The organism is Pseudomonas sp. PF05, assembly GCF_056521845.1.
Genome location: NZ_JBWLPW010000005.1, coordinates 272650 through 294542 on the forward strand (window position 1 = coordinate 272650; position 21893 = coordinate 294542).

Sequence of the window (21893 nt, forward strand, 5' to 3'; positions counted from 1 at the left end):
GCCCGCGATAGCGATCTGTCTGACACATCTCTGTCAAATGCGCCACCGCCTCGCGGGCAAGCCTTGCTCCCACAGCAAGGTGCTTCTTACGAAATCCCTAGATCGCTTCGAGCTTGGCATACCCCAGCATCAGCCACTTGCTGCCTTCGCTGAAGTTCACCTGCACCCGGGCCTGGGCGCCGGCGCCCTCGAAGTTGAGGATCACGCCGTCGCCGAATACCGAATGCCGTACGGTCTGGCCGAGGCTGAAGCCGGTTTCCGGGATGTCGCTGCCGCCGAACAGGCTGCTGGTGCTTTGCTGCTGGCCGCCACCGAACGGACGGCTGACGCTGTTGGACAGCCGCACTTCCTGGATCAGCCCCTTCGGGACTTCACGTACGAAGCGCGACACCTTGTTGTAGGTCTCGCTGCCATACAAACGCCGGGTTTCGGCGTAGGTCAGTACCAGATTCTGCATGGCGCGGGTGATACCGACATAGGCCAGGCGCCGCTCTTCTTCCAAGCGTCCCGGTTCTTCCAGGCTCATTTTGTGAGGGAACAGGCCTTCTTCCATGCCCACGAGGAACACGTAGGGGAATTCCAAGCCCTTGGCGCTGTGCAGGGTCATCAGCTGGATGCTGTCTTCGTGTTCGTCGGCCTGGGTGTCACCGGCCTCCAGGGAAGCGTGACCCAGGAAGGCCGACAGCGGCGACAGGTCTGCGTCTTCTTCGCTGCTCTCGAAGTTGCGCGCGGCGCTGACCAGTTCCTCAAGGTTTTCCACCCGGGCCTGGCCTTTCTCGCCTTTTTCCGCTTCGTGATAGGCGATCAGGCCGGACTGCTCGATGACGGTCTGGGTCATCAAGTGCAGGGGCATTTCCCCGCACTTGGCAGCCAGGTCTTCGATCAGGTCCATGAAGGCCTTCAGGGCGCCAGCGGCGCGACCGGTCATGCCTTTGTTGGCGACCAGTTGGTGCATGGCTTCCCACATGGATACGTGGCTGTGGCGCGCGTGATCGCGAATCGCTTCGACGGTTTTCTCACCAATGCCACGCGTTGGCACGTTGATCACCCGTTCCAGGGCCGCATCGTTGCCGCGACCTTCGATCAGGCGCAGGTAGGCCATGGCGTTCTTGATTTCAGCACGTTCGAAGAAGCGCTGGCCGCCGTAGATGCGGTAGGGGATTCGCTCGCGCAGCAAGGCCTCTTCCAGCACCCGCGACTGGGCGTTGGAACGGTACAGGATGGCGATGTCACTGCGGGCCAGGCCAGTTTTCAGCGCGCTTTCGATGGTTTCCACCACGTAGCGGGCTTCGTCGTGCTCGTTGAAGGCGGCATAGAGGTTGATTGCCTCGCCTTCGCCGCCGTCGGTCCACAACTCCTTGCCCAGACGCCCGGTGTTGTTGGCGATCAGGGCGTTGGCGGCCTTGAGGATACCGGCGGTGGAGCGGTAGTTCTGTTCCAGGCGGATGACTTCGGCGTCGGGAAAGTCCGCCGAGTACTGGTGAATATTCTCGATCTTGGCGCCGCGCCAGCCGTAGATCGACTGGTCATCGTCACCCACCACCATCAGGCTGTCGCCGCCCTTGGCGAGCAGGCGCAACCAGGCGTATTGCACGGCGTTGGTGTCCTGGAATTCGTCCACCAGTACATGCCGGAAGCGCTTTTGGTAGTGGGCCAGCAGGCCAGGGTGGTCGCGCCACAGGTCCAGCGCCCGTAGCAGCAACTCGGAAAAGTCGATGACCCCGGCACGCTGGCACGCCGCCTCGTAGGCTTCGTAGATGCTGCGCATGGTCGCCAGGAACAGATCGCCGCTGGCCTGGATGTGCTGCGGGCGCAGGCCTTCGTCTTTCTGGCCGTTGATGAACCACTGGGCCTGGCGGGCGGGCCAGCGTTGCTCGTCCAGGCCCAGCTCGCGGATCACCCGCTTGACCAGGCGCTGCTGGTCGTCGCTGTCCAGGATCTGGAAGGTCTGGCTCAGCCCGGCCTCCTGCCAATGCGCCCGCAGCAAGCGGTGCGCCAGGCCGTGGAACGTGCCGACCCACATGCCGGCAGGGTTGATGCCCATCAGTTGCTCGATGCGATGGCGCATCTCGGCTGCGGCCTTGTTGGTGAACGTCACCGACAGGATCGAATGGGGCGAGGCGTTCTCGACCTGGATCAACCAGGCGATACGGTGCACCAGCACTCGGGTTTTACCGGAGCCGGCACCGGCCAGGACCAACTGACGACCCACGGAGGCTGCTACGGCCTGACGTTGGGCATCGTTGAGGGAGTTCAGCAGAAGGGAGAGATCATCGCGCATCGGGGCATTCTAGGGTGCGGCGTCAGCCCGGGCAAACCGAGCTTTGCATCAGCCGATAAAAGACCGCTTGATGATGACTGGTTGGTCATGGGCTACAGGCGTTGGCGGGACTCGCTCGGGAGGGTCGCCACCCAATGAAATAGCGACTTTTTTCAGTATTTTTATGAGCTGGGGCAGTGTGGGATGGCCCATGGCTTGTGTATGCTCGGTGCTTGTTTCGGGTTCTCCACGCTCTACTGAATAAGAACAAGAACAGTGCCAATGCCCCTCAAATCCGATCCCTCGGGCCCCTGTGTGGAACCGCGGGTCATCTGCAAGCAGTACGCCACGGAGATGGCGGTCGAACGCACACGTCTGCTGTATCAAGGCTCGCTGCTGCCTACGCTGTTCATGTTGCTCAACGGTCTGGTCTGCGCCGTACTGCTATGGGAGCCGCGGCGCTATTTCCTGGTCAGCGTCTGGCTCGTCTGGTTGTTGTCGCTGGTGGCGTTGCGGGTGATCCAGGTGGCGGCTTTCGATTCGGCGATGCCAAGCCGCCAGGCACACCCGGTCTGGTTGCGTATGTTTTTGCTGGGTTCAGCGCTGACTGGCCTGACACTGGCCGGGGCCGGCATCGCACTGGTCCCGGCCGATAGCTTCCAGCAGCAGGCCTGGGTGTTCGGCCTGATTGGCGCTGCCACCCTGTCGGCCAGCGTGGCTTATGCGGTAAGCCTTCCTGCGTTCCTGTCCTTTACCCTGCCGTGCCTGTTACCGGCCATCGGCTATCTCTTCTGGGGCGGCGATGAGCAGCAACGTGGGTGGGGCTGGCTTGGGCTGATTGTGCTGGTCTCGCTGAGCGTGGTGGCCTGGCAGGTCAACCGCTTGATCCAAAGCAGCCTGCTGCGACGCTTCCAGAACCAGGCGCTGATCGAGCATCTGCAGCAAGCACAATCCCGCAGCGCTCAGCTCAACGACGCGCTGGCCCGGGAGGTCGAGCAACGCCGCAGCGCCGAGGAAAAATTGCGGGCGGCCCAGGTTGGCCTGGAGGCGCGGGTAGCACAGCGCAGCCTTGAACTGGAGGCCGCCAGCCAGGCCTTGAGCAAGAGTGAGGCGCGCCTGGCCCTGGCGCTCAAGGCCAGTGAGTTGGGGTTGTGGGATTGGAACTTGCTGACTGACGAAGTGCACCACACTCAACTCAAGGAGCTCTTTGGCCTTGAGCCCGAATACATCACGGCGATGCTCACTCACCTCACTCCGCGCCTGCACCCGCAAGACCTGCCGGCGCTCAAGCGGGCCCTGGTCGAACACCTCAAGGGCCGCAGCGAGGATTACCAGATCGAATACCGCGTGCGTCACGGCGATGGTCACTGGGTCTGGATCGAAGACCGCGGTCGGGCCGTGGAACGCAGCGTGAGCGGACGGGTGCTGCGCATGGTCGGCACCCGGCGAGACATCAGCGCCAGCAAGGAACTCGAGCAGCAGCGGCAATTGGCGGCCACGGTGTTCGAAGCCGCCAGCGAAGGTATCGTGATTTTCGACCCTCACTACGTGCTACTCGCCGCCAACCAGGCATTTACGCGGGTCACCGGTTTCAATATCGATGACATGCTCGGGTGTAACGTGGTGGACCTGCCGTGCAGTCGCGATGCGCGCCGGCACTACCCCATCATTCGCCAATCGCTCAAGCAGCACGGCACCTGGCAGGGGGAGCTGGTGGAGGCGAGGGCCAACGGCGAGCTGTATCCACAGTGGCTCCAATTGAACGTCGTGCGCGATGCTCGGGGAAATGTCAGCCATATCGTGGGCTTCTTCGCCGATCTTTCGGCGCGACGCGAATCCGAAGAGCGGATGCGCTACCTGACCCATTACGATGAATTGACCGGGCTGGCTAATCGCTCGCTGTTTCGCGAGCGCCTGCACGAAGCTCATCAGCGTGTGCGCCAGGGCGGACGGCGCAGCCTGGCGTTGCTGCATATCAACCTGGACCGCTTCAAGTTGCTCAACGACAGCCTCGGTCATGACATCGCCGACCAGTTGTTGCAGAAAATGGCACGACGCCTGATCAATGCGCTGCCCGAGGCGGACACCATCGCCCGGCTATCGGGCGATGAGTTTGCGGTGTTGTTCGATGCCTATGGCAACCTTTCGAGTCTGGCGCGGGTGGCAACCCGGCTGGCCGCCAAGCTGCGTGTGCCGCTGACCATCGAAGGCCATGAACTGGTGCTCAGTGCCTCCATCGGCATCACCCTGTTGCCCGACAACACACGGGAAGTTGCCACGCTGGTCAGCCAGGCGAACATGGCCATGCAGCATGCCAAGCATTTGGGGGGCAACAATTTCCAGTTCTACACCGACAGTCTCCAGGCCAGCACGCTGGAGCGCCTGCAACTGGAAAATCAGCTGCGCAAGGCCTTGGAAGAGCAGCAACTGAAGGTTTTTTATCAGCCAAAACTGTGCCTGGCGACCGGTCGCCTGAACGCCGCCGAAGCGTTGGTGCGTTGGGATCATCCGGCCATGGGGCGGGTACCGCCGGGGGATTTCATCGGCCTGGCCGAAGAGACCGGGTTGATCGGGCCGATTGGCGAATTCGTATTGCGCCAGGCTTGTTGGCAGGCATGCGAATGGCAGCGCCAGGGGCTCGCGCCGATCAGGGTGTCAGTCAATCTGTCGGTGCACCAATTGCGCCAGGGCAAGCTGGTCAGCCTGGTGCGGCAAGTGTTGGAGGAAACCGGCCTGGCCCCGCAATACCTGGAGCTGGAACTGACCGAGAGCCAGTTGCTCGACAGCGTTGAACACATCATTGCCACGTTCCAGCAATTGCGCGACCTGGGGGTCAAGTTGGCCATCGACGATTTCGGCACCGGCTACTCATCCCTGAGTTACCTCAAGCGTATTCCAGTGGATTACGTGAAGATCGACCAGGCGTTCATTCGCGGGTTGGGTGAGGGCAGCGTGGATGCGGCAATTACTCGGGCAATCATTGCAATGGCCCATGGGTTGTCGCTCAAGGTAGTGGCCGAAGGCGTTGAGCGGCAGGAGCAGCTCGAATTCCTCAGGCGCGAAGGTTGCGATGAAGTTCAAGGGTATCTGATCAGCCGGCCGGTGGGGGCCGAGGGACTGGCTGCATTGTTACGGGCGCAACACCTGGTTGAATGAGCCTGAAGCACGACGATAACTTCCCGTCAGGCAACGAATTCGTCTGACGGGAAGTCATGGGAGCAAGTTACTGGGTGATTGGCTAATGACCAATAGACGATTTTCCCCCGAGTTGGAAGCTCAGGACGGGCTTGGAAATCAGCGGATCGGCAGCGTTGAAGGTTTGCGCTACGGCACAAGCTGCTACATCGGGGGATCCTCGGCCAAAACAGAGGGCCGGCGAGGCAATCCAGTTACGTTTTGGACGGGCAAAAAGCCAATTCTTGTAGTATAACTACAAGCTTGCTACATCCCGGCATCTGCCCATAACAAGAGTCCAGCCCCTTGAACCTGTTGCAACACATCGCCCAGTCACGCCACTTGCTACGCAAGTCGGAGCTGAAAGTCGCCGATCACGTACTACTTGATCCTGCGGCCGTGATGCATAGCTCCATGGCCGATCTTGCCCACAGCGTCGGTATCAGCGAACCGACCATCGTGCGTTTCTGCCGGGCCATCGGTTGCTCGGGTTTCCAGGACCTGAAACTCAAGCTGGCGCAAAGCCTGGCCGCCGGCGCGAGCTTTGGCCAGTTTGCGATCCATGAAGACGACTCCGTTGCTGACTACAGCCTGAAAATTTTCGACACGACCCTGCATACCCTGATGGAGGTTCGCGAGAAGCTCGACCCGGTGGCGTTGCAAAAAGCCGTCACGGCCATGTCCCAGGCCCAGCGTGTCGAGTTTTATGGCTTTGGCGCCTCGGGCGCAGTGGCGGCCGATGCCCAGCACAAGTTCTTCCGGTTGCTGCTGACGGCTGCGGCCTATTCCGACCCGCATATGCAGGCCATGTCAGCGGTGACCTTGAAGCCCACCGATGTCGCGATCTGCATTTCCCAGTCGGGGCGTTCCAAGGACCTGCTGATCACCGCGAACCTGGTGCGCGAGAGCGGTGCCTCACTGATCACCCTGTGCCCGAGCCAGACGCCATTGGCGGAACTGTCCACGGTGAACCTGGCCATCGACGTGCATGAAGACACCGAGATCTACACGCCGTTGACCTCGCGTATCGCCCATCTGGTGGTAATCGACGTGCTGGCAATGGGTGTCGCCATGGCGCGAGGCCCAAGCCTGGTCAACCACCTCAAGAGCGTGAAGCGCAGCCTTCGCAGCCTGCGGCTGTCGCCCAAGTCGGTGAAGGCGCTGGACGACTGAGTCGGTCTTGACGTGCCGGGCTCCCGCTGGGCTCTGTAGGAGCTGGCGAAGCCTGCGATCTTTTGATCTTTTGATCTTTTGATCTTTTGATCTTTCGCTTGAGATTCAAGTGATTGGGGAAAGATCGCAGCCTCGTTGCACTCGACAGCTCCTACACAGCTCCTACACAGCTCCTACATAGCTCCTATGGTCCTGCGGGAGCGAGCTTCCTCGCCAAAGTGGCACCTTTCCAAATTCATCGTCTTGTAATCTGCGCGCCGCCAAACCGTCATCCCGCGTCGTCATCGTAAAGCTCCCGTATACGTCTTGGGAGTCTCGACATGACCCAGTCCTACGAAGAACGCAGCGCCGTCAAAACCCGTCGTCAGCAGGAAGACCAGCGCCGCATGGCGTTCCGTCGTGCCATCGAAGACCGCTATGAACAGCGCCAGCTCCTGGCCGAAATCAGCGAATTTCCTGACGCGACAGAATTCAACTACTGGCAGGCAGCGCCGGCGGTTTCCCGTCGAAACGCTCAACCAGGCCGATGATCTGAGCGCGCTCACCGCGAACGAATGCCAGGAAGGCGTGAGCCACCGGTGACAGGCGCTTGGCCCTGGCCTGCACCAGGCACCAGCTGCGGTACAGCGGCAATTCCTCCACCGGCAACTCGATGAGTGCGCCGGACGACAGTTCCCGGCTCACGGCGTGGCGCGTCAACAGCGCCACGCCCAGCCCGGCCACCACGCACTCGCGTTGGGCCTCCGCCGACGCCACCTCCAGTGTCTGGGTGAAATGCACCCGTTTCTCCTTGAAATACTCCTCGCAGGCCAATCGCGTGCCCGAGCCCGGTTCGCGCAACAGCAACGTATAGGGCTCCAGGTCCTGCAAGCGCAGCGGGCCCATGTGGCACAGCGGATGATCGGGCGGTGCCACGGCGACGATCGGATTGTTGAGAAAGGGCAGGAATTCCAGGCCCATGTCCTGGGGCACCATGGACATGATCACCAGGTCGTCACGGTTGTCCGAAAGCCGTCGAATGACCTGCCCGCGGTTGACCACCGTGAGGTTGAGGTTGACCTCCGGGTGCTGGCGCTTGAACGCGGCGAACAGGTGCGGGACGAAGTACTTGGCGCTGGACTCCACCGCCAGCTTCAATTGGCCTTGCAGCGAACCCTGCATGTCCGAGAGCTGCATATCGAGGTTTTCCAAGCGTCCGAAGATGTCCCGGCTGGCACGTTGCAGGGCTTCGGCGGCTTCGGTCATGTAGAGTTTTTTACCGACATACTCGAACAATGGCTGGCCAATCAGCTCTTCCAGGGAACGAATCTGTAGGCTAACGGCCGGTTGTGTGAGAGACATTTCGTCGGCTGCACGGCTGTAGGACCTCAGGTCGCACACTTCATTGAAAATCTGCAATTGACGCAATGTCATACGCATCAATGACTTACGCATTTTCTAAGCACTCTGGAGCGGGGCGGGAAGCGCAACTATAAGTCTTTACTTATGCATCACCCAATAATTATTCATTTTTGTTAATCCCCAGCCAGGACTAGTGTGGAGCTGCGACCAATTGTTACATCTGGTCACGCGTCGGCCTGAACCCCCAGGCCGTGGTATCACCGGCTCAAGGGAACCTCCAATTGATAACAAAGATCTTGATCGCCAACCGTGGTGAGATTGCCGTCCGCATTGTGCGCGCTTGCGCCGAGATGGGCATTCGCTCGGTCGCGGTCTACTCCGACGCGGACCGCCATGCGTTGCATGTCAAGCGTGCGGACGAGGCCCACAGCATCGGCGCCGATCCGCTGGCCGGCTATCTGAACCCGCGCAAACTGGTGAACCTGGCGGTGGAAACCGGTTGTGATGCCTTGCACCCCGGCTATGGTTTCCTCTCGGAAAACGCCGAACTGGCAGACATCTGCGCCGAACGCGGAATCAAATTCATCGGCCCCTCGGCAGAAGTCATTCGCCGCATGGGCGATAAGACCGAGGCGCGCCGCAGCATGATCAAGGCCGGTGTGCCGGTCACGCCAGGCACCGAAGGCAACGTAGCGGGCATCGAAGAAGCGCTGACCGAAGGTGATCGGATCGGCTACCCGGTCATGCTCAAGGCTACGTCTGGTGGTGGCGGTCGGGGTATTCGTCGCTGCAACAGCCGCGAAGAACTCGAACAGGCCTTCCCTCGGGTCATTTCCGAAGCCACCAAGGCGTTCGGTTCGGCGGAAGTGTTCCTGGAAAAGTGCATCGTCAATCCCAAGCACATCGAAGCGCAGATCCTGGGCGACAGTTTCGGCAACGTGGTGCACCTGTTCGAGCGTGACTGCTCGATCCAGCGCCGCAACCAGAAGCTGATCGAAATTGCCCCGAGCCCGCAGCTGACCCCCGAGCAGCGCGCCTACATCGGCGACCTGTCGGTGCGCGCCGCCAAGGCCGTGGGCTACGAGAATGCCGGCACCGTGGAGTTCCTGCTCGCCGAAGGCGAGGTGTACTTCATGGAGATGAACACTCGGGTGCAGGTGGAGCACACCATCACCGAAGAAATCACCGGTATCGACATTGTTCGTGAACAGATCCGCATCGCCTCCGGGCTGCCGCTGTCGGTCAAGCAGGAAGACATCCAGCACCGTGGTTTTGCGTTGCAGTTCCGCATCAACGCCGAGGACCCGAAAAACAACTTCCTGCCCAGCTTCGGCAAGATCACCCGCTACTATGCCCCTGGCGGCCCGGGTGTGCGCACCGACACGGCGATCTACACCGGCTACACCATTCCGCCGTTCTACGATTCGATGTGCCTCAAGCTGGTGGTCTGGGCGTTGACTTGGGAAGAAGCGATGGACCGTGGCCTGCGGGCCCTGGATGACATGCGCCTGCAGGGGGTCAAGACCACCGCCGCGTATTACCAGGAGATTCTGCGCAATCCGGAATTCCGCAGCGGCCAGTTCAATACCAGCTTCGTTGAAAGCCACCCTGAACTGACCAACTACTCGATCAAGCGCAAACCCGAAGAGCTGGCCCTGGCCATCGCCGCCGCCATTGCCGCCCACGCAGGCCTGTAAGGAAGTATGACCATGTCCAAGAAGATCTTTGTTACCGACACAATCCTGCGCGACGCCCACCAATCGCTGCTCGCCACCCGCATGCGCACCGAAGACATGCTGCCGATCTGCGACAAGCTCGACAAAGTCGGCTATTGGTCGCTGGAAGTCTGGGGCGGCGCGACATTCGACGCCTGCGTGCGCTTCCTGAAGGAAGACCCGTGGGAGCGTCTGCGTCAACTGCGCGCGGCGCTGCCCAACACTCGTCTGCAAATGCTGCTGCGCGGCCAGAACCTGCTGGGCTACCGCCATTACAGCGATGACGTGGTCAAGGCGTTCGTGGCCAAGGCCGCCGTCAATGGCATCGATGTGTTCCGTATTTTCGATGCGATGAATGACGTGCGTAACCTGCGCGTTGCCATCGAAGCGGTAAAGGCTGCCGGCAAACATGCCCAGGGCACCATTGCCTACACCACCAGCCCGGTGCACACCATCGACGCATTCGTGGCCCAGGCCAAGCAGATGGAGGCCATGGGGTGCGACTCGGTGGCGATCAAGGACATGGCCGGTCTGTTGACCCCTTATGCCACTGGCGAACTGGTCAAAGCGCTGAAATCCGAGCAATCGTTGCCGGTGTTCATCCACTCCCACGACACCGCCGGCCTGGCCGCAATGTGCCAGCTCAAGGCTATCGAAAACGGTGCCGATCACATCGACACCGCGATCTCAAGCTTCGCCTGGGGCACCAGCCATCCGGGCACCGAGTCGATGGTCGCGGCCCTTAAAGGCAGCGAATTCGACACGGGGCTGGACCTGGAGCTGTTGCAGGAAATCGGCCTGTACTTCTACGCCGTGCGCAAGAAGTACCACCAGTTCGAAAGCGAGTTCACCGCCGTGGATACCCGCGTCCAGGTCAACCAGGTACCGGGCGGGATGATCTCCAACCTCGCCAACCAGTTGAAAGAGCAGGGCGCACTGAACCGCATGAGCGAAGTGCTGGCGGAAATCCCGCGCGTGCGCGAGGACCTCGGTTTCCCGCCGTTGGTGACCCCGACTTCGCAGATCGTCGGCACCCAGGCGTTCTTCAACGTGTTGGCCGGTGAGCGCTACAAGACCATTACCAACGAAGTGAAGCTCTATCTGCAGGGTGGCTACGGCAAGGCGCCGGGTTTGGTGAATGAGACGCTGCGTCGCCAGGCCATCGGCGGCGAAGAGGTGATCGACGTGCGTCCGGCCGATTTGCTCAAGCCGGAAATGACCAAGCTGCGCGGTGAAATCGGTGCGCTGGCCAAATCCGAAGAGGACGTACTGACCTACGCGATGTTCCCGGACATCGGTCGCAAGTTCCTCGAAGAACGCGATGCCGGCACCCTGACCCCTGAAGTGCTGCTGCCAATCCCTGAGGCCGGCAGTGTGGGCTCGGTGGGCGGCGAAGGTGTACCGACCGAGTTCGTCATCGACGTTCACGGCGAAACCTATCGCGTCGACATCACCGGTGTGGGCGTCAAGGCCGAAGGCAAGCGTCACTTCTACCTGTCCATCGATGGCATGCCGGAAGAGGTTGTGTTCGAACCGCTCAATGAATTCGTCGGCGGCGGCAGCAGCAAGCGCAAGCAAGCCACTGCGCCGGGCCATGTCAGCACCACCATGCCGGGCAACATCGTCGATGTGCTGGTCAAGGAAGGCGACGTGGTCAAGGCCGGTCAAGCAGTGCTGATCACCGAAGCCATGAAGATGGAAACCGAAGTGCAGGCGGCCATCGCCGGCAAGGTCACCGCGATTCATGTAGCCAAGGGCGACCGGGTCAATCCGGGCGAGATCCTGATCGAGATCGAAGGCTGACTAAACAGCCTCGATACAACGTTTTAACCTCGGGGGGGCATGTGCTCCCCTTTTTTTTTGCCTGTCAGAACATCATTCGCCACTGGCCCATCAGCGCACCGTTGCGGTTGTCCTGTCCCGTTTCGCCGCGATAGTTCAGCCCCAGCGTATGCCGTGGTGAAACGGCCAGGTCCAGCCCGGCTTCCAGGAGCAGGCTGTCACGGTCCAGCTCGACCCCTTCGATGATATAGGTGTTGCCCCCGCGGACCAGGCGTTGATGGGAACTGCCCTTGACGTTGCCATACAAGTGCTTCCAGCCGACATCCAGGCGCGGCGTCAAGCGCATGCCTTGGTCAAGCGCGAAGGTACGGGCGAGGCGCAGGCCGAGGTCGCTGCTGTAGTGTTCCTGTGCCTGGCCGTTGTACTGCAACGCAGCGTCCCCGCCTTTTTCTGTATAGGCATCGCGTTGGTAGCGTTGGTAGCCCACTTGGACGTAGGGCTCGATATCGAAATGAACGATATCCAGGTTGTAGCCGACCTGTCCGAAGACCTGCTGTGTCGTGGCATCGTAACGGCCCTTCAGGCGATCCCTGAACCCGTTGAAGGCGACGTGGCGTTTGGTGCTGCCGTCATGATTGCCATGGACGGCACCCAGGCGTAGCGCCAGCGGCCCGTCCTGGCGTAAGGCGTACGCACCTACGAGCCAACTGTCGAGCGCGCCGTCGAACTGATAGCTGTCCAGCCGGGTCTGGGTCTTGCTGCCGATAATGCCGAGCCGCCAATCGGGGCTGACAGCCCAGTCGGTTCCCAGCATCAAACCCTTTGTCGAGTGCTTGAGGGCATAGCTGCCCAGCTGTTTGGCGAGGCTGCCGCTATTGCCGATGGCCTGGACCCAGACCTGGCCGTTGTCATATTCACCGGTCGGGTGATTACGGCTCATCGCTGAAAGCATTCCGCTGCGGATCGGCGCGACGCTGCTCAGGGTGGCGTTGCCGAGGTCGGCGGTGTCGTAGCCGCTCAATTGGTCGATGGCATCGGCGGCGGTGGTCAGGTTGGTGCCGAGCAGGGCGTTGATGGCGGCGTTGGGTTTGGGCGCAGGTTGGGAGGTCGACGATTGAGTCGCAGGTGTTGACGCGGCGCCGGCAATTTTGGGTAGGGCGGTGAGCTTTGACGTTGGGCGAGTGGCTTGTGACTCGGCGGCCGGGGATACTGCTACCGCTGAAGTGCCGTTAGGTTCTGGTTTCGATCTTCCGGCTGATTGTGGCTTCAGGATAGCGCCTAAAAATTCTTGGCCGTTGGGATTTACCGTGACTTTCTCAGGGGGCACCTCGTTGCGAGCGAGGACCAGTTCCACTTGTTTCTCCGTGGTGTAGTCCAGTGTAGCCGTCATGAAAGCGAGTTCATTGATTACTTTCCCGAACTTCCCTTCGATCTTGTCCGCCTTGATCACGACGTGCTCGCTTGCATCAGTGGATTCGCCGGATACGGCGGTGATCTTCAGCGTCGCCTTGCCCAAGGTCGCGGTGCCGCGAACCTTGATCGTGGCGCCGCCTTTTTCTGCATCGATTCCATAAACCAACGTCGCGCTCTTGAGTAATTTGAAATCGTTGATAACCAAAGGGGCACCCGTTACTGGATTGATTTCCATCAGGCCGGCCACATCCAGCGCGTCGACCGTCCCGCCGCCGCTGAACATGCCATTTTTTCCCACGAAGACAGGTCCGGCCACCGTGCCCTGGTTAACGAGTTCGCCAAGAACGTGCATCGCGCCGCGGATGTCACCGGTGTTGGTCAATTTGGCGTTCGAATCAATCAGGCTGTGGCTGTCGAAAGCCTTGCTGTTTGACCATTCGCCTCGCTTAAAATACAGATCCTGGAAATTGCGTATTTCATCTAGCTCGCCTCCCTTGGCGATATCCAGTTGCAAGACGTTGGCGCCGCCGCCACCGTCGGTGAGCCCGATGAGTTCGCCTTGTCTGCTTACAAGCACCAGATCGTTACTGTCGTCCTTCGACAAAGGGGCTTCTTGGACTTTGATGACTCTCTGGGTATTGGTATCCGGCGCAGCCGCGAACACCTTGAGACGAGACTGCATCTCGGCGGTTGTTTCGAAGGGGCGGGTTTCCCCGGCAACTGACTGAGCCATCGAAACATCGGCACAACCAAGCACCAAGGCGATTGCCAGCGCAAGATGTTGGGGCAGGTATGTGTGTTGGGTAGGCATCGAATGGGACCTCTCATGATGGAGGTCGCACTTTAAAAATTTCACCCTGGGCGGCGATGCCAGCCATCTCCCCGTCACAGGAAAGATTCGGCGGATGAAATGTGTAGGCCGCTCGTGCTGCGATCAGCGTGTTGTCTCGTTGGCTTTCATGGTTCGAAGCTTTGCCCTACAACCCTTTCAGAAATGGAAAGCGCCGTTTTGGGGAGGGCGGATTGGCTGGTGTGTATATCCGTTACCGCAGCAATGGATATACACACCAATCCACGGAATAGCTTTACGGCCTCCCAGACCACCCTAGCTCAGCGATTATTCAGATAAGCCTTCCCATAATACCGCTCCATCCGCGCCTGAATCAGCTCCAACGCAATGGACATCAACCAGTAAATAATCGCCGCCGTAGTCAGCATTTCAATATAGCGATAGCTGGAACGACCATAAGACTGCGCCAGAAACATCACCTCCCAAACCCCCATCACCGAGATCAGCGAAGAATCCTTGAGCATGGAGATGAATTGGTTGGTGGTCGGCGGGATGATGGTGCGCATGGCCTGGGGCAGGGTGACGCGCCAGAAGATCACGGTTTCGCCCAGGCCCAGGGCGAGGGACGCTTCGCGTTGGCCGTTGGGGACGCCGAGGATGCCGGCGCGGAAGATTTCGCTCAGGTAGGCGCCGTAGTTCAGCGACAGGGCGATGATCCCGGCGGCGACGGCGCCCGGGACTACGCCCAGTTGAGGCAGGCCCAGGTAGATCAGCAGGATCTGGATCAGCAACGGCGTGCCGCGAAAGAACGACGCATAGAAACTGGCCATACCGAACGCCACCGCGCTGCTGGACAGCCGTGCCAAGGCGGTGATGAAGCCCAGCAATGACGAAGCGACGATCGAGCACAGGCACAGGAACAACGTCAGCATTGCGCCTTGCAAAAAGCCATTGGGCGCCAGGTGCACGCCCAGCAGGTTCGGCAGTTTGTCGAGGATGATGGAGAACTTCAGGTCGAAGCTCAGGAAGAAACTCGCGAACAGCACCAGCATGGCCGCCCAGGTCAGGTACAGCCGGGTGCGAAAACCGAAGATTTTCTGCAGGCGTGACTCAGCCACCGGTGGCGGTGGCTGCGGGGGTGGAAAAGAAGTCATTGGGTAATGTCGGCGCCGATCCATTTTTGCGAGAGTTTGCTCAACGTGCCGTCCTGTTTCAACTGGGCAAAGACTTCACGGACCTTGCTGTCCCACTGGGCATCGCCCTTTTCGATGGCCACCGAGTTCGGCTCGGAGTAGAGCGCCTCGCCGGCCAGCTTGAAGCGCTTGTCTTCAGTCAGGCGCGGCTGTGCGGTCACCAGGTTGGTCAGCACCGCGTCCAGACGCACCCCGGCGCCCAGGCCCAGGTCTTGGAACGCTACGTTGTCGGTGTCGTACGGCGCGATCTGCACGTCCTCGAACGGGTAGCTCAGTTGGGTATCCTCGGCGCCTTCGATCACCAGGTTCTTGTTCAGGTAACTCTCGTAGCTGGAGGCGCTGGTCAGGCCGACCTTCTTGCCGCTCAAGTCCTTGGCGCCGTGGATACGGTCGTCCTTGGCGTTGACCACGATCACCGCGGGCGAAGCGTAGTACTGCACCGGGAAATCGAACACTTCGGCGCGGGCCTTGCTCGGCGTCATGGAGCAGATGCAGATGTCATAGCGCCCGCTCCAGCGGCCGGCCGCGATCACGTCCCAGGACGGGGTTTCCAGGCGCAGCTTCACGCCCAATTTCTGCGCCACGGCTTTGGCGACGTCCACGTCAAAACCGTCGAGCTGGTTCTGATCATTCAGGAACGAGAAGGGTGGATAGCTTTCCATCAGCACGCCGACCAGTTCTTTTTTCTGTTCGATGCGATCCAGCGTGGCGCCGGCGGATGCTTGCGAAGAGGCGGCCAGCAGAGTCAGGCCCAGGGCCAGCAGTGGTTGTAATTTCATGGGAGGGCCCTGATAGAAAAATAAGTTGTGGTTCACCGAATGGTGCGTATTAAATAGTTATAAGAACGACTCCGGTAGTGAGTATTTTTCATAAGCTTATGAGTGAATCGCATATGGGCGCAGTAACGACAGTCATTCTCGATGGCGGCATGGGCCGCGAACTGCAACGCCGGGGCGCGCCGTTTAGACAGCCCGAGTGGTCGGCCCTGGCCTTGAGCGAAGCGCCCCAGGCGGTAGAGGCTGTGCACGCGGCGTACATCGCCAGCGGCGCCAACGTGATTACCAGCAACAGCTATGCCGTGGTGCCGTTTCATATTGGCGAGGCGCGTTTCGCCGAAGAAGGCCAGGCCCTGGCCGCACTGGCGGGCGAGTTGGCGCAACGGGCGGTGCACGCTTCGGGCAAAGCGGTACGGGTGGCCGGGTCGCTGCCACCGTTGTTCGGTTCCTATCGGCCGGATCTGTTCGACGCGTCCCGCGCCAGTGAATTGCTCGCGCCCCTGGTGAATGGCCTGGCGCCTCATGTCGACTTGTGGCTGGCCGAGACCCAGAGCTCGACGGTCGAAGCGCGGGCGATTCACGCCGGGTTGCCGAAGGACGGCAAGCCCTTCTGGCTGTCGTTCACCCTCAAAGACGAAGACACCGATGAAGTGCCGCGCCTGCGTTCCGGCGAACCGGTGGCGGATGCTGCGGCGGTGGCGGCCGAACTGGGTGTCGAAGTGCTGCTGTTCAACTGCAGCCAGCCGGAAGTGATCGGCGCGGCCATCGATGCCGCACGGGACACCTTTGCGCGCCTGGGCGTGAAGGTCCACATCGGTGCCTACGCCAACGCCTTCCCGCCGCAACCGAAGGAAGCGACGGCCAACGACGGGCTCGATCCGCTGCGCGAAGACCTCGATCCGCCAGGCTATCTCCAGTGGGCGGCGGATTGGCAAAAACGCGGGGCCAGCCACCTGGGCGGCTGCTGCGGGATCGGGCCGGAGCATATTGCGGTGTTGGCGCAACAGCTGGCCTGAACCTGAGGAAATCACCGTGGCCGGGGAGCAAATTCCCTCGCCACGGTTCTTGGGATTTCGCTGACATTCCGGCTTACGCTTTTTTGTAAATCCCGAAGCCAATCCTATACGTATGTATGTCATTTGCGCTGGAGCGGCGCGATAGGGTCTGTGTCCTACTCACAATCGGACACCTGAAATGACTGTCTCTTCTGCGAATGAACCTGACGCCAAGCCCCATCCTGCCAGCGTATCTCTGAAACCCACCCATTTGTTGTTCAACGAGGCTGAGTTTCAACATGAATTCGCCGATCAGCGATCAGGTCAATGGGGCCTTATCGACGATGCACAGGTTCAAGTCACTTATCCGGCCATGGATAGCGAGGGCGCTCAGCTCGGCGCCCATGAAAAAGAACAAATCAGACAACTGAGGCTTTTGGATACCAATCAGACGCAATTGGCGCGTCTGTTTGCCGGTCATCCGACGTTCGACACGGCGCTCAAGAATCTGCTGGTCAGCCGAATCAAGGTAAAGATTCCCGAGCAAGAGTTTCGCACCTCACCGCTACCCGATATCGATCCCGATCATTGCTACGTAAACCATTTTGCCGTGGACTCGCTCGGTGGCCGTTCGTTGACGTCCTCTCAGAGCTTTACTGAGGTTATGTTGGATTGTTTGGCGACAAATACGCCTGCGAACTACAAATCCGGTGGCGTGGGTTTCTTCAGTCGTCCGGACTCGGTGGAGGAAAGCGACAGCTTATTCGCCAGCCCATTAGGCGCGAAAATTCCAGCCATCATGGAGTCGGTGTTCTATATCGTCGAACCTACAGCCAATGACAACTTGAAGCGTCAGTTGCGTGACGATCTGGCGGCCTTTGGCAAAAGCCAAAACAGCGACTTGCTCGATACGCCCACACCGTCGACGACTGAAGAAATCCTTTCCCATCTCCTGTCCCGGCGATACCTGCATCTTTTGGATTTGTACAAGGTCGATCGCAACCCGGCGATTGAGTTAAACCAAGAGGCACGAACCCAGCAGAATGAAGAAGACCGACTGCTGAATCTCATCACCACACATCCTTCCATGGCGCACAGAAGTCGTTTGATGCGGGCGCCCATCCCCCATGTCTATTGCGTCATGCTCGACATGGGCACAGCGAAACCACAGAAATGGCCCGCTGCGATGGTCATCAAACGCATGGATCGAAACGCCTTGTTCCTGTACTCGCTGGAAGGAGGATTCCAACGATTCGAATCTTTCCAGGACCTGGCCAATCAAGTAAGCCCAACCTTCGCGGGGCAAAAGCGTGGGATCCGGGATATTTCTTCTGAGGTGTCCGGGTCAGTTTTTGACGTGGCGGCGGATGATCTGCTGCAGAGCCAACGCACCGCACTGGACGCGGTGCTGAATGCACCAGCAAACGAGGCGCTCGCATTGGCGGCTTTTGCGCTGAAGGTTGAAGATGCCTTGGCTTTGCCCAATTTGGCGCTCGCCGGGCCGCTGGCCAGGCGCCAGGAAACCCTGGTGGAAAACAGCCGCCCCGCTTTCTACAAAACCGCAACCCGGTCGGAAAAATCCAACTGCCGCCGTCTGGAAAACCGCGTATTGGAGGCCGTCCATAAACTCAGCAATCGTGATCTCCAGACATTGCGGCAGTTCACCCGCCAGAAGGTCAAACAATACCTGCAACTCACCGTTCACCCCGGCATAAACCCCGATTCGGACAAGACCCTGGTCACGCTGTCCTACGGCAAGAGCGCCAACCCAAGGCAGTCGCGTATTTGCAGCCTGACCGAGTTGATGCTGGAGAATCTGCGCCCGCTTCAATATCCGAACGCCATGAGGGAAGTGGTGGCCGTCTACCTTGCCGATCCGGATGGCCATCGTATTCGACACCCGGCCAGCGGCTTCCTGATTCTTTTGACGGGGGGTGAGGTCGCCAGGATGGCGAGGCGCATCGACGCCGGTGGCAGTTATGAAACTTACCTCAAGGAGAAAATGAATAAGCCTGAATACAAGACAGCCTGGCAGGCGGCGTATTTGGCCAACATGAAACTCAAAGCGTACGAGGCTGAACTTGGGGGGAGTAAGGTATTCAAGGCCACTGTATTTGACAGCACTTTCAAACCGCCCAAGCCCAGGAAGCTGCTTGGGCTCTGGCTGGACGCGATTATCCAATCGCCTCTCCCACAGACACGTGCCCTCGTCCAGGGGCGACGGGTTCATGCGTACGGTCTGTTGCTGGGAGGAAGTTTGGGAGCGGGAGGGCAGCATGGAACGATGGGCAATGCGGTCAGTGTTGATGGCGCCCTGATTTTTTCAGATCAGGACGGCCCGGATATCAAGGGAACCGTGGGGGCTTATTTTCCGGACAGCCCCGAGGGGCAGGACCTGTATGAGTTTTCCAGCCTGGGCGATGGTATCGCCGGGCTTTTGCAGCAAGAGCAGTGGCAGGCGTACTTCCGATCACGCATCAGTACCACCGATCCTGAAGAAGTAAAACGCGTATTGGGGCAACAACGTGGCCAACCGTTGACCCGGGGCATGTTGATTCCCAACGATCTGCTTGAGTTCTTTCACAAAGCGCACCTCAACTTCCATAGGGCTTACGCCGATCACCGCTCCAACAGCAACCAGGATGTACAGCGCCAGACGTCGGCCAGGATTGTGATGGTGGCGATGGAAGTCTTCATGGACCTGGCCGGCATGCTCCTGATACCCGGTTTCCAGCTACTTGGAAGTGCGATCAAGACAGGCCTGTTGATCGTCAGGACCGGCTCGATCCCAATGAACCTGACGACCCTGGTTTTCTTGCACAGGGTGGCAAATTATGGCGGACGAGGGATGGCGGGTGTGACGGTTCCAGTGCGGGGACAATCCTCCTTCCTGGCGGTGACAGCTCGCCAAAGCCAGGACGAAGTGCTCGTTGGGCTGCCCCTGGAGGAGGCGCTCTACCGACGATACGCCGTGACGGACACCTCGTTGATACAGGGTGTGGCCGCCGATGCCCAAGGCTTTTATCGTCCCGCGGTGAACAATGATATTACCGGTAGCGTCCATCGGCCGGTGTTCGTGCGCCAACCCGATGGGACTGTGTTCCGGGTGCACGATCACACGAAGTTGACGGCTACCGAAGCGACCCTTGTCGACCCGGTGACAGGATCGAGCATCCGTTCCAGCGGCGTCATGAGAAGTACCGTGGCACGGATGCCCAATGGCGAGTGGCGCGCCGTAGGTTTTGGACGAGGAGGCGGTAAGCGGCCTGCCAATGCACCTTCCGAACAGGGTCCCTCGAAACCCAAGGTATCGTCATCAGCGGTTTCCCACTCGATTCGCACACCCGGCATCTGGGACACTCAAGTCATGGAGCTGGTCCCGGCGATCATCACTCGTCTTCCAAGTTGGCCGCAGAATCGCAGCTTGCTGATCGTTGATGAGATAACCGCACACCGGAGTTGGTCGGTACGCTTTACGCCGGGCCAGGCTGAAAGCGTCTATCCCATGGGCTATCACCCGGGTCAGTCAAGTACCGATATTGTCTTGAGGCGCTCGGCCCAGAACCATTACAACCTGATTCTGGGGGATCGTGTCGTGGAGATTCCTGGCGACGGTGATTGTTTTTTCAATGCCGTTGCCCGTGGGCTGAATGAAGGTCAAGCGCAGGCGACTTTCTCGATGCAGGGGTTGCGCAACGCAGCGGCTGACTACATCGATCAGCATCCCGAGTTGAATCAATATGTGGTGTCGCAAGCTTCCGGGGTCCAGCAAGCGCTTTTTGAAAATGCCCCCTGGCTGGACGACTTGTTGGACGAGGCGGCAATGTCCGATCTCACCCGGATCATCTATGGGGGACCGAACCCCCACGGCTTGTTTAAACCGACTCAGGATTTCTTGGCGCTGCACGTAAACAATGTCGGCCGCAGGACGCTGGTTTCGGCGCAGCAAGCCGACCTGCCTCCCGAGATTCTGCAGGAAATCGGGCGTCGTTTGTCGTCCAGGTCTCCGCAGCAGCTCATGCCTAGCAGCGCGCCGTTCTACACCGTAGAGGAGCAAACCCTACGGCGGTTTTTCGTCGATACCCTGCTAGGGCGCCTTGAAGACCGCCAGGTCACCGAACTGATCAATAACGAATACATTCGGCTCTCTGAAGGGGTGATGCACATCATGCTCGAGTATGGGGTCAAGGCCCGGGAGTTGACGGATCATCATCCGAAGAACAGGGCGGCCTATGTGATGTTCGATCAGGCCACCCATGGTCATCTCGACGATGATCAGCTTGAGGCGTTGCTCGAGGGGGCCTATCTGGTGGATCGCAACGATCTGGACCTGGTAAAACTGAGATTCCATCGCGAAACGGGCAGGCTAGTCGATGATGATGCGGAGCTGATGGACCAGTATATTTATTACGAAAGGGCCGAGGACACTCGCGACCTGCTGCTGGCATCCCTCGAACGTTTTCCTGAGTTGTTGAAGCGGGCACACATCCTTCTGCGCTCCTTCGTGGTTTCATCCAACCTCGATGGCATGCTGCCTGTGAGTGTCGTGGCGAGGTGGCTGCGTAATCCGGCGCTTTCGGACAAACGACTGCGGATCATCGCCGAATATGCAGACACTCGTTATGCAGAAGTGGTCAGGCAAAACGATATTGATATCCACTGGATGCGACTGTTCGATGACACTAACCTGCAAAACATCGTCACGCATCAAGACGCGCTGACACAGCTTTGGAAGTTCATGGGCAACGCGCAGGCCACCGCTGGAGAAGGAGATCAAGCAGCGTTGGTGGAGTTATTCAGTGCCCCAGGGCAATCACCTTCCAATACCAGGGTGAACATCCTGTTCAATACTCCTGGCCTAAGGCGTTCGCTTCAACAGTTGCCAAGCAGTCACGCGGTGCGAATCTGGGACGATATGATCGGGTCACACTTCAGTGATTCGGCGATTCAACGCACGCTCAGGCGCCCCGGCGTACTGCGTTCTGCGCTGGAGTTCGTGCGAGCATTAAGAAGCAATCTCACAAGTGAAGAGGAGCGCGCGAATCGCATTGTCATGGAGCTGTTCAGCTTGGGCCAAAGCCGCGCCCAACAGTATCTGTACAGCTTCGACTTCCCAACTGATCGCCTGGGGCATACCCGTTTGAACTTTGCGTTGTATCTGGAAGGTTATATGGCCGTGCCGGACTGGGCATGGCAGTACCTGAGGAATGGGGTCACGCGCCAATCGCTTAAATCGTTCGGCGAGATGAGACCGAAACCGGAGTAATCGGTGCTTGGCAGG

The 21893-nt window shown here is 59.6% G+C and carries 12 protein-coding genes; 7 read left to right on the forward strand and 5 right to left on the reverse strand.

Going from position 1 to position 21893, the window contains the following annotated elements; translation table 11 throughout:
• Positions 1-97 precede the first annotated feature (97 nt).
• The gene (gene uvrD / locus AC09SL_RS11780; RefSeq protein ID WP_064106857.1) at positions 98-2281 is read right to left on the reverse strand and encodes a DNA helicase II; all 2184 of its coding nucleotides are present in this window, start codon (positions 2279-2281) and stop codon (positions 98-100) included.
• A gap of 261 nt (positions 2282-2542) precedes the next feature.
• Between uvrD and AC09SL_RS11785 the strand changes: the two genes are divergently transcribed.
• The 3 genes from AC09SL_RS11785 to AC09SL_RS11795 all read left to right on the forward strand — a co-directional run bounded on the left by AC09SL_RS11785 (position 2543) and on the right by AC09SL_RS11795 (position 7137).
• Entirely contained in the window at positions 2543-5416 is a 2874-nt protein-coding gene (locus tag AC09SL_RS11785; protein WP_058544326.1) for a putative bifunctional diguanylate cyclase/phosphodiesterase, read from the forward strand.
• A gap of 324 nt (positions 5417-5740) precedes the next feature.
• Positions 5741-6607 carry a transcriptional regulator HexR gene (gene hexR, locus AC09SL_RS11790; RefSeq protein WP_003187110.1) on the forward strand — a complete coding sequence of 289 codons (867 nt, stop codon included), beginning with the start codon at positions 5741-5743 and terminating at the stop codon, positions 6605-6607.
• 320 nt (positions 6608-6927) lie between these two features.
• Positions 6928-7137: a PA3496 family putative envelope integrity protein gene (locus tag AC09SL_RS11795; RefSeq protein ID WP_058544327.1), complete on the forward strand. Its 210-nt coding sequence runs from the start codon at positions 6928-6930 to the stop codon at positions 7135-7137.
• Here AC09SL_RS11795 and AC09SL_RS11800 read toward each other — a convergent pair.
• Complete coding sequence (locus AC09SL_RS11800; RefSeq protein WP_058544328.1) at positions 7079-8041, reverse strand: LysR family transcriptional regulator; 963 nt, start codon at positions 8039-8041, stop codon at positions 7079-7081. The genes AC09SL_RS11795 and AC09SL_RS11800 overlap by 59 nt on opposite strands.
• Positions 8042-8229: 188 nt before the next feature.
• Here AC09SL_RS11800 and AC09SL_RS11805 point away from each other — a divergent pair, with 188 nt between their 5' ends.
• A complete protein-coding gene (locus AC09SL_RS11805) occupies positions 8230-9645 on the forward strand; it encodes an acetyl-CoA carboxylase biotin carboxylase subunit (RefSeq protein WP_003187105.1) in 1416 nt (471 codons plus the stop codon).
• Between the two features lie 12 nt (positions 9646-9657).
• The gene (oadA, locus tag AC09SL_RS11810) at positions 9658-11466 is read left to right on the forward strand and encodes a sodium-extruding oxaloacetate decarboxylase subunit alpha (RefSeq protein ID WP_058544329.1); all 1809 of its coding nucleotides are present in this window, start codon (positions 9658-9660) and stop codon (positions 11464-11466) included.
• A 64-nt stretch (positions 11467-11530) separates the two neighbouring features.
• On the opposite strand, the gene AC09SL_RS11815 is transcribed toward oadA, so the two are convergent.
• The 3 genes from AC09SL_RS11815 to AC09SL_RS11825 all read right to left on the reverse strand — a co-directional run bounded on the left by AC09SL_RS11815 (position 11531) and on the right by AC09SL_RS11825 (position 15620).
• Complete coding sequence (locus AC09SL_RS11815; RefSeq protein ID WP_058544330.1) at positions 11531-13669, reverse strand: autotransporter domain-containing protein; 2139 nt, start codon at positions 13667-13669, stop codon at positions 11531-11533.
• A 299-nt stretch (positions 13670-13968) separates the two neighbouring features.
• Positions 13969-14802, reverse strand: coding sequence for an amino acid ABC transporter permease (locus AC09SL_RS11820; protein WP_058544331.1), 834 nt, complete (start codon positions 14800-14802; stop codon positions 13969-13971).
• Positions 14799-15620 carry an ABC transporter substrate-binding protein gene (locus tag AC09SL_RS11825; RefSeq protein WP_058544344.1) on the reverse strand — a complete coding sequence of 274 codons (822 nt, stop codon included), beginning with the start codon at positions 15618-15620 and terminating at the stop codon, positions 14799-14801. Before AC09SL_RS11825 ends, AC09SL_RS11820 begins: the two co-directional genes overlap by 4 nt.
• 113 nt (positions 15621-15733) lie before the next feature.
• On the opposite strand from AC09SL_RS11825, the gene AC09SL_RS11830 reads away from it, so the two are divergent.
• Positions 15734-16633, forward strand: coding sequence for a homocysteine S-methyltransferase family protein (locus tag AC09SL_RS11830; RefSeq protein ID WP_058544332.1), 900 nt, complete (start codon positions 15734-15736; stop codon positions 16631-16633).
• 178 nt (positions 16634-16811) lie between these two features.
• Positions 16812-21878: an OTU domain-containing protein gene (locus tag AC09SL_RS11835; RefSeq protein ID WP_058544333.1), complete on the forward strand. Its 5067-nt coding sequence runs from the start codon at positions 16812-16814 to the stop codon at positions 21876-21878.
• Positions 21879-21893 lie beyond the last annotated feature (15 nt).

Excerpts from the sequence above, each read along its gene's own strand:
- uvrD (WP_064106857.1), bottom strand. The coding sequence starts at position 2,281 with ATGCGCGATGATCTCTCCCTTCTGCTGAACTCCCTCAACGATGCCCAA.
- AC09SL_RS11820 (WP_058544331.1), bottom strand. The coding sequence starts at position 14,802 with ATGACTTCTTTTCCACCCCCGCAGCCACCGCCACCGGTGGCTGAGTCA.
- AC09SL_RS11795 (WP_058544327.1), top strand. The coding sequence starts at position 6,928 with ATGACCCAGTCCTACGAAGAACGCAGCGCCGTCAAAACCCGTCGTCAG.
- AC09SL_RS11825 (WP_058544344.1), bottom strand. The coding sequence starts at position 15,620 with ATGAAATTACAACCACTGCTGGCCCTGGGCCTGACTCTGCTGGCCGCC.
- AC09SL_RS11815 (WP_058544330.1), bottom strand. The coding sequence starts at position 13,669 with ATGCCTACCCAACACACATACCTGCCCCAACATCTTGCGCTGGCAATC.
- AC09SL_RS11800 (WP_058544328.1), bottom strand. The coding sequence starts at position 8,041 with ATGCGTAAGTCATTGATGCGTATGACATTGCGTCAATTGCAGATTTTC.
- oadA (WP_058544329.1), top strand. The coding sequence starts at position 9,658 with ATGTCCAAGAAGATCTTTGTTACCGACACAATCCTGCGCGACGCCCAC.
- AC09SL_RS11785 (WP_058544326.1), top strand. The coding sequence starts at position 2,543 with ATGCCCCTCAAATCCGATCCCTCGGGCCCCTGTGTGGAACCGCGGGTC.
- AC09SL_RS11830 (WP_058544332.1), top strand. The coding sequence starts at position 15,734 with ATGGGCGCAGTAACGACAGTCATTCTCGATGGCGGCATGGGCCGCGAA.
- AC09SL_RS11835 (WP_058544333.1), top strand. The coding sequence starts at position 16,812 with ATGACTGTCTCTTCTGCGAATGAACCTGACGCCAAGCCCCATCCTGCC.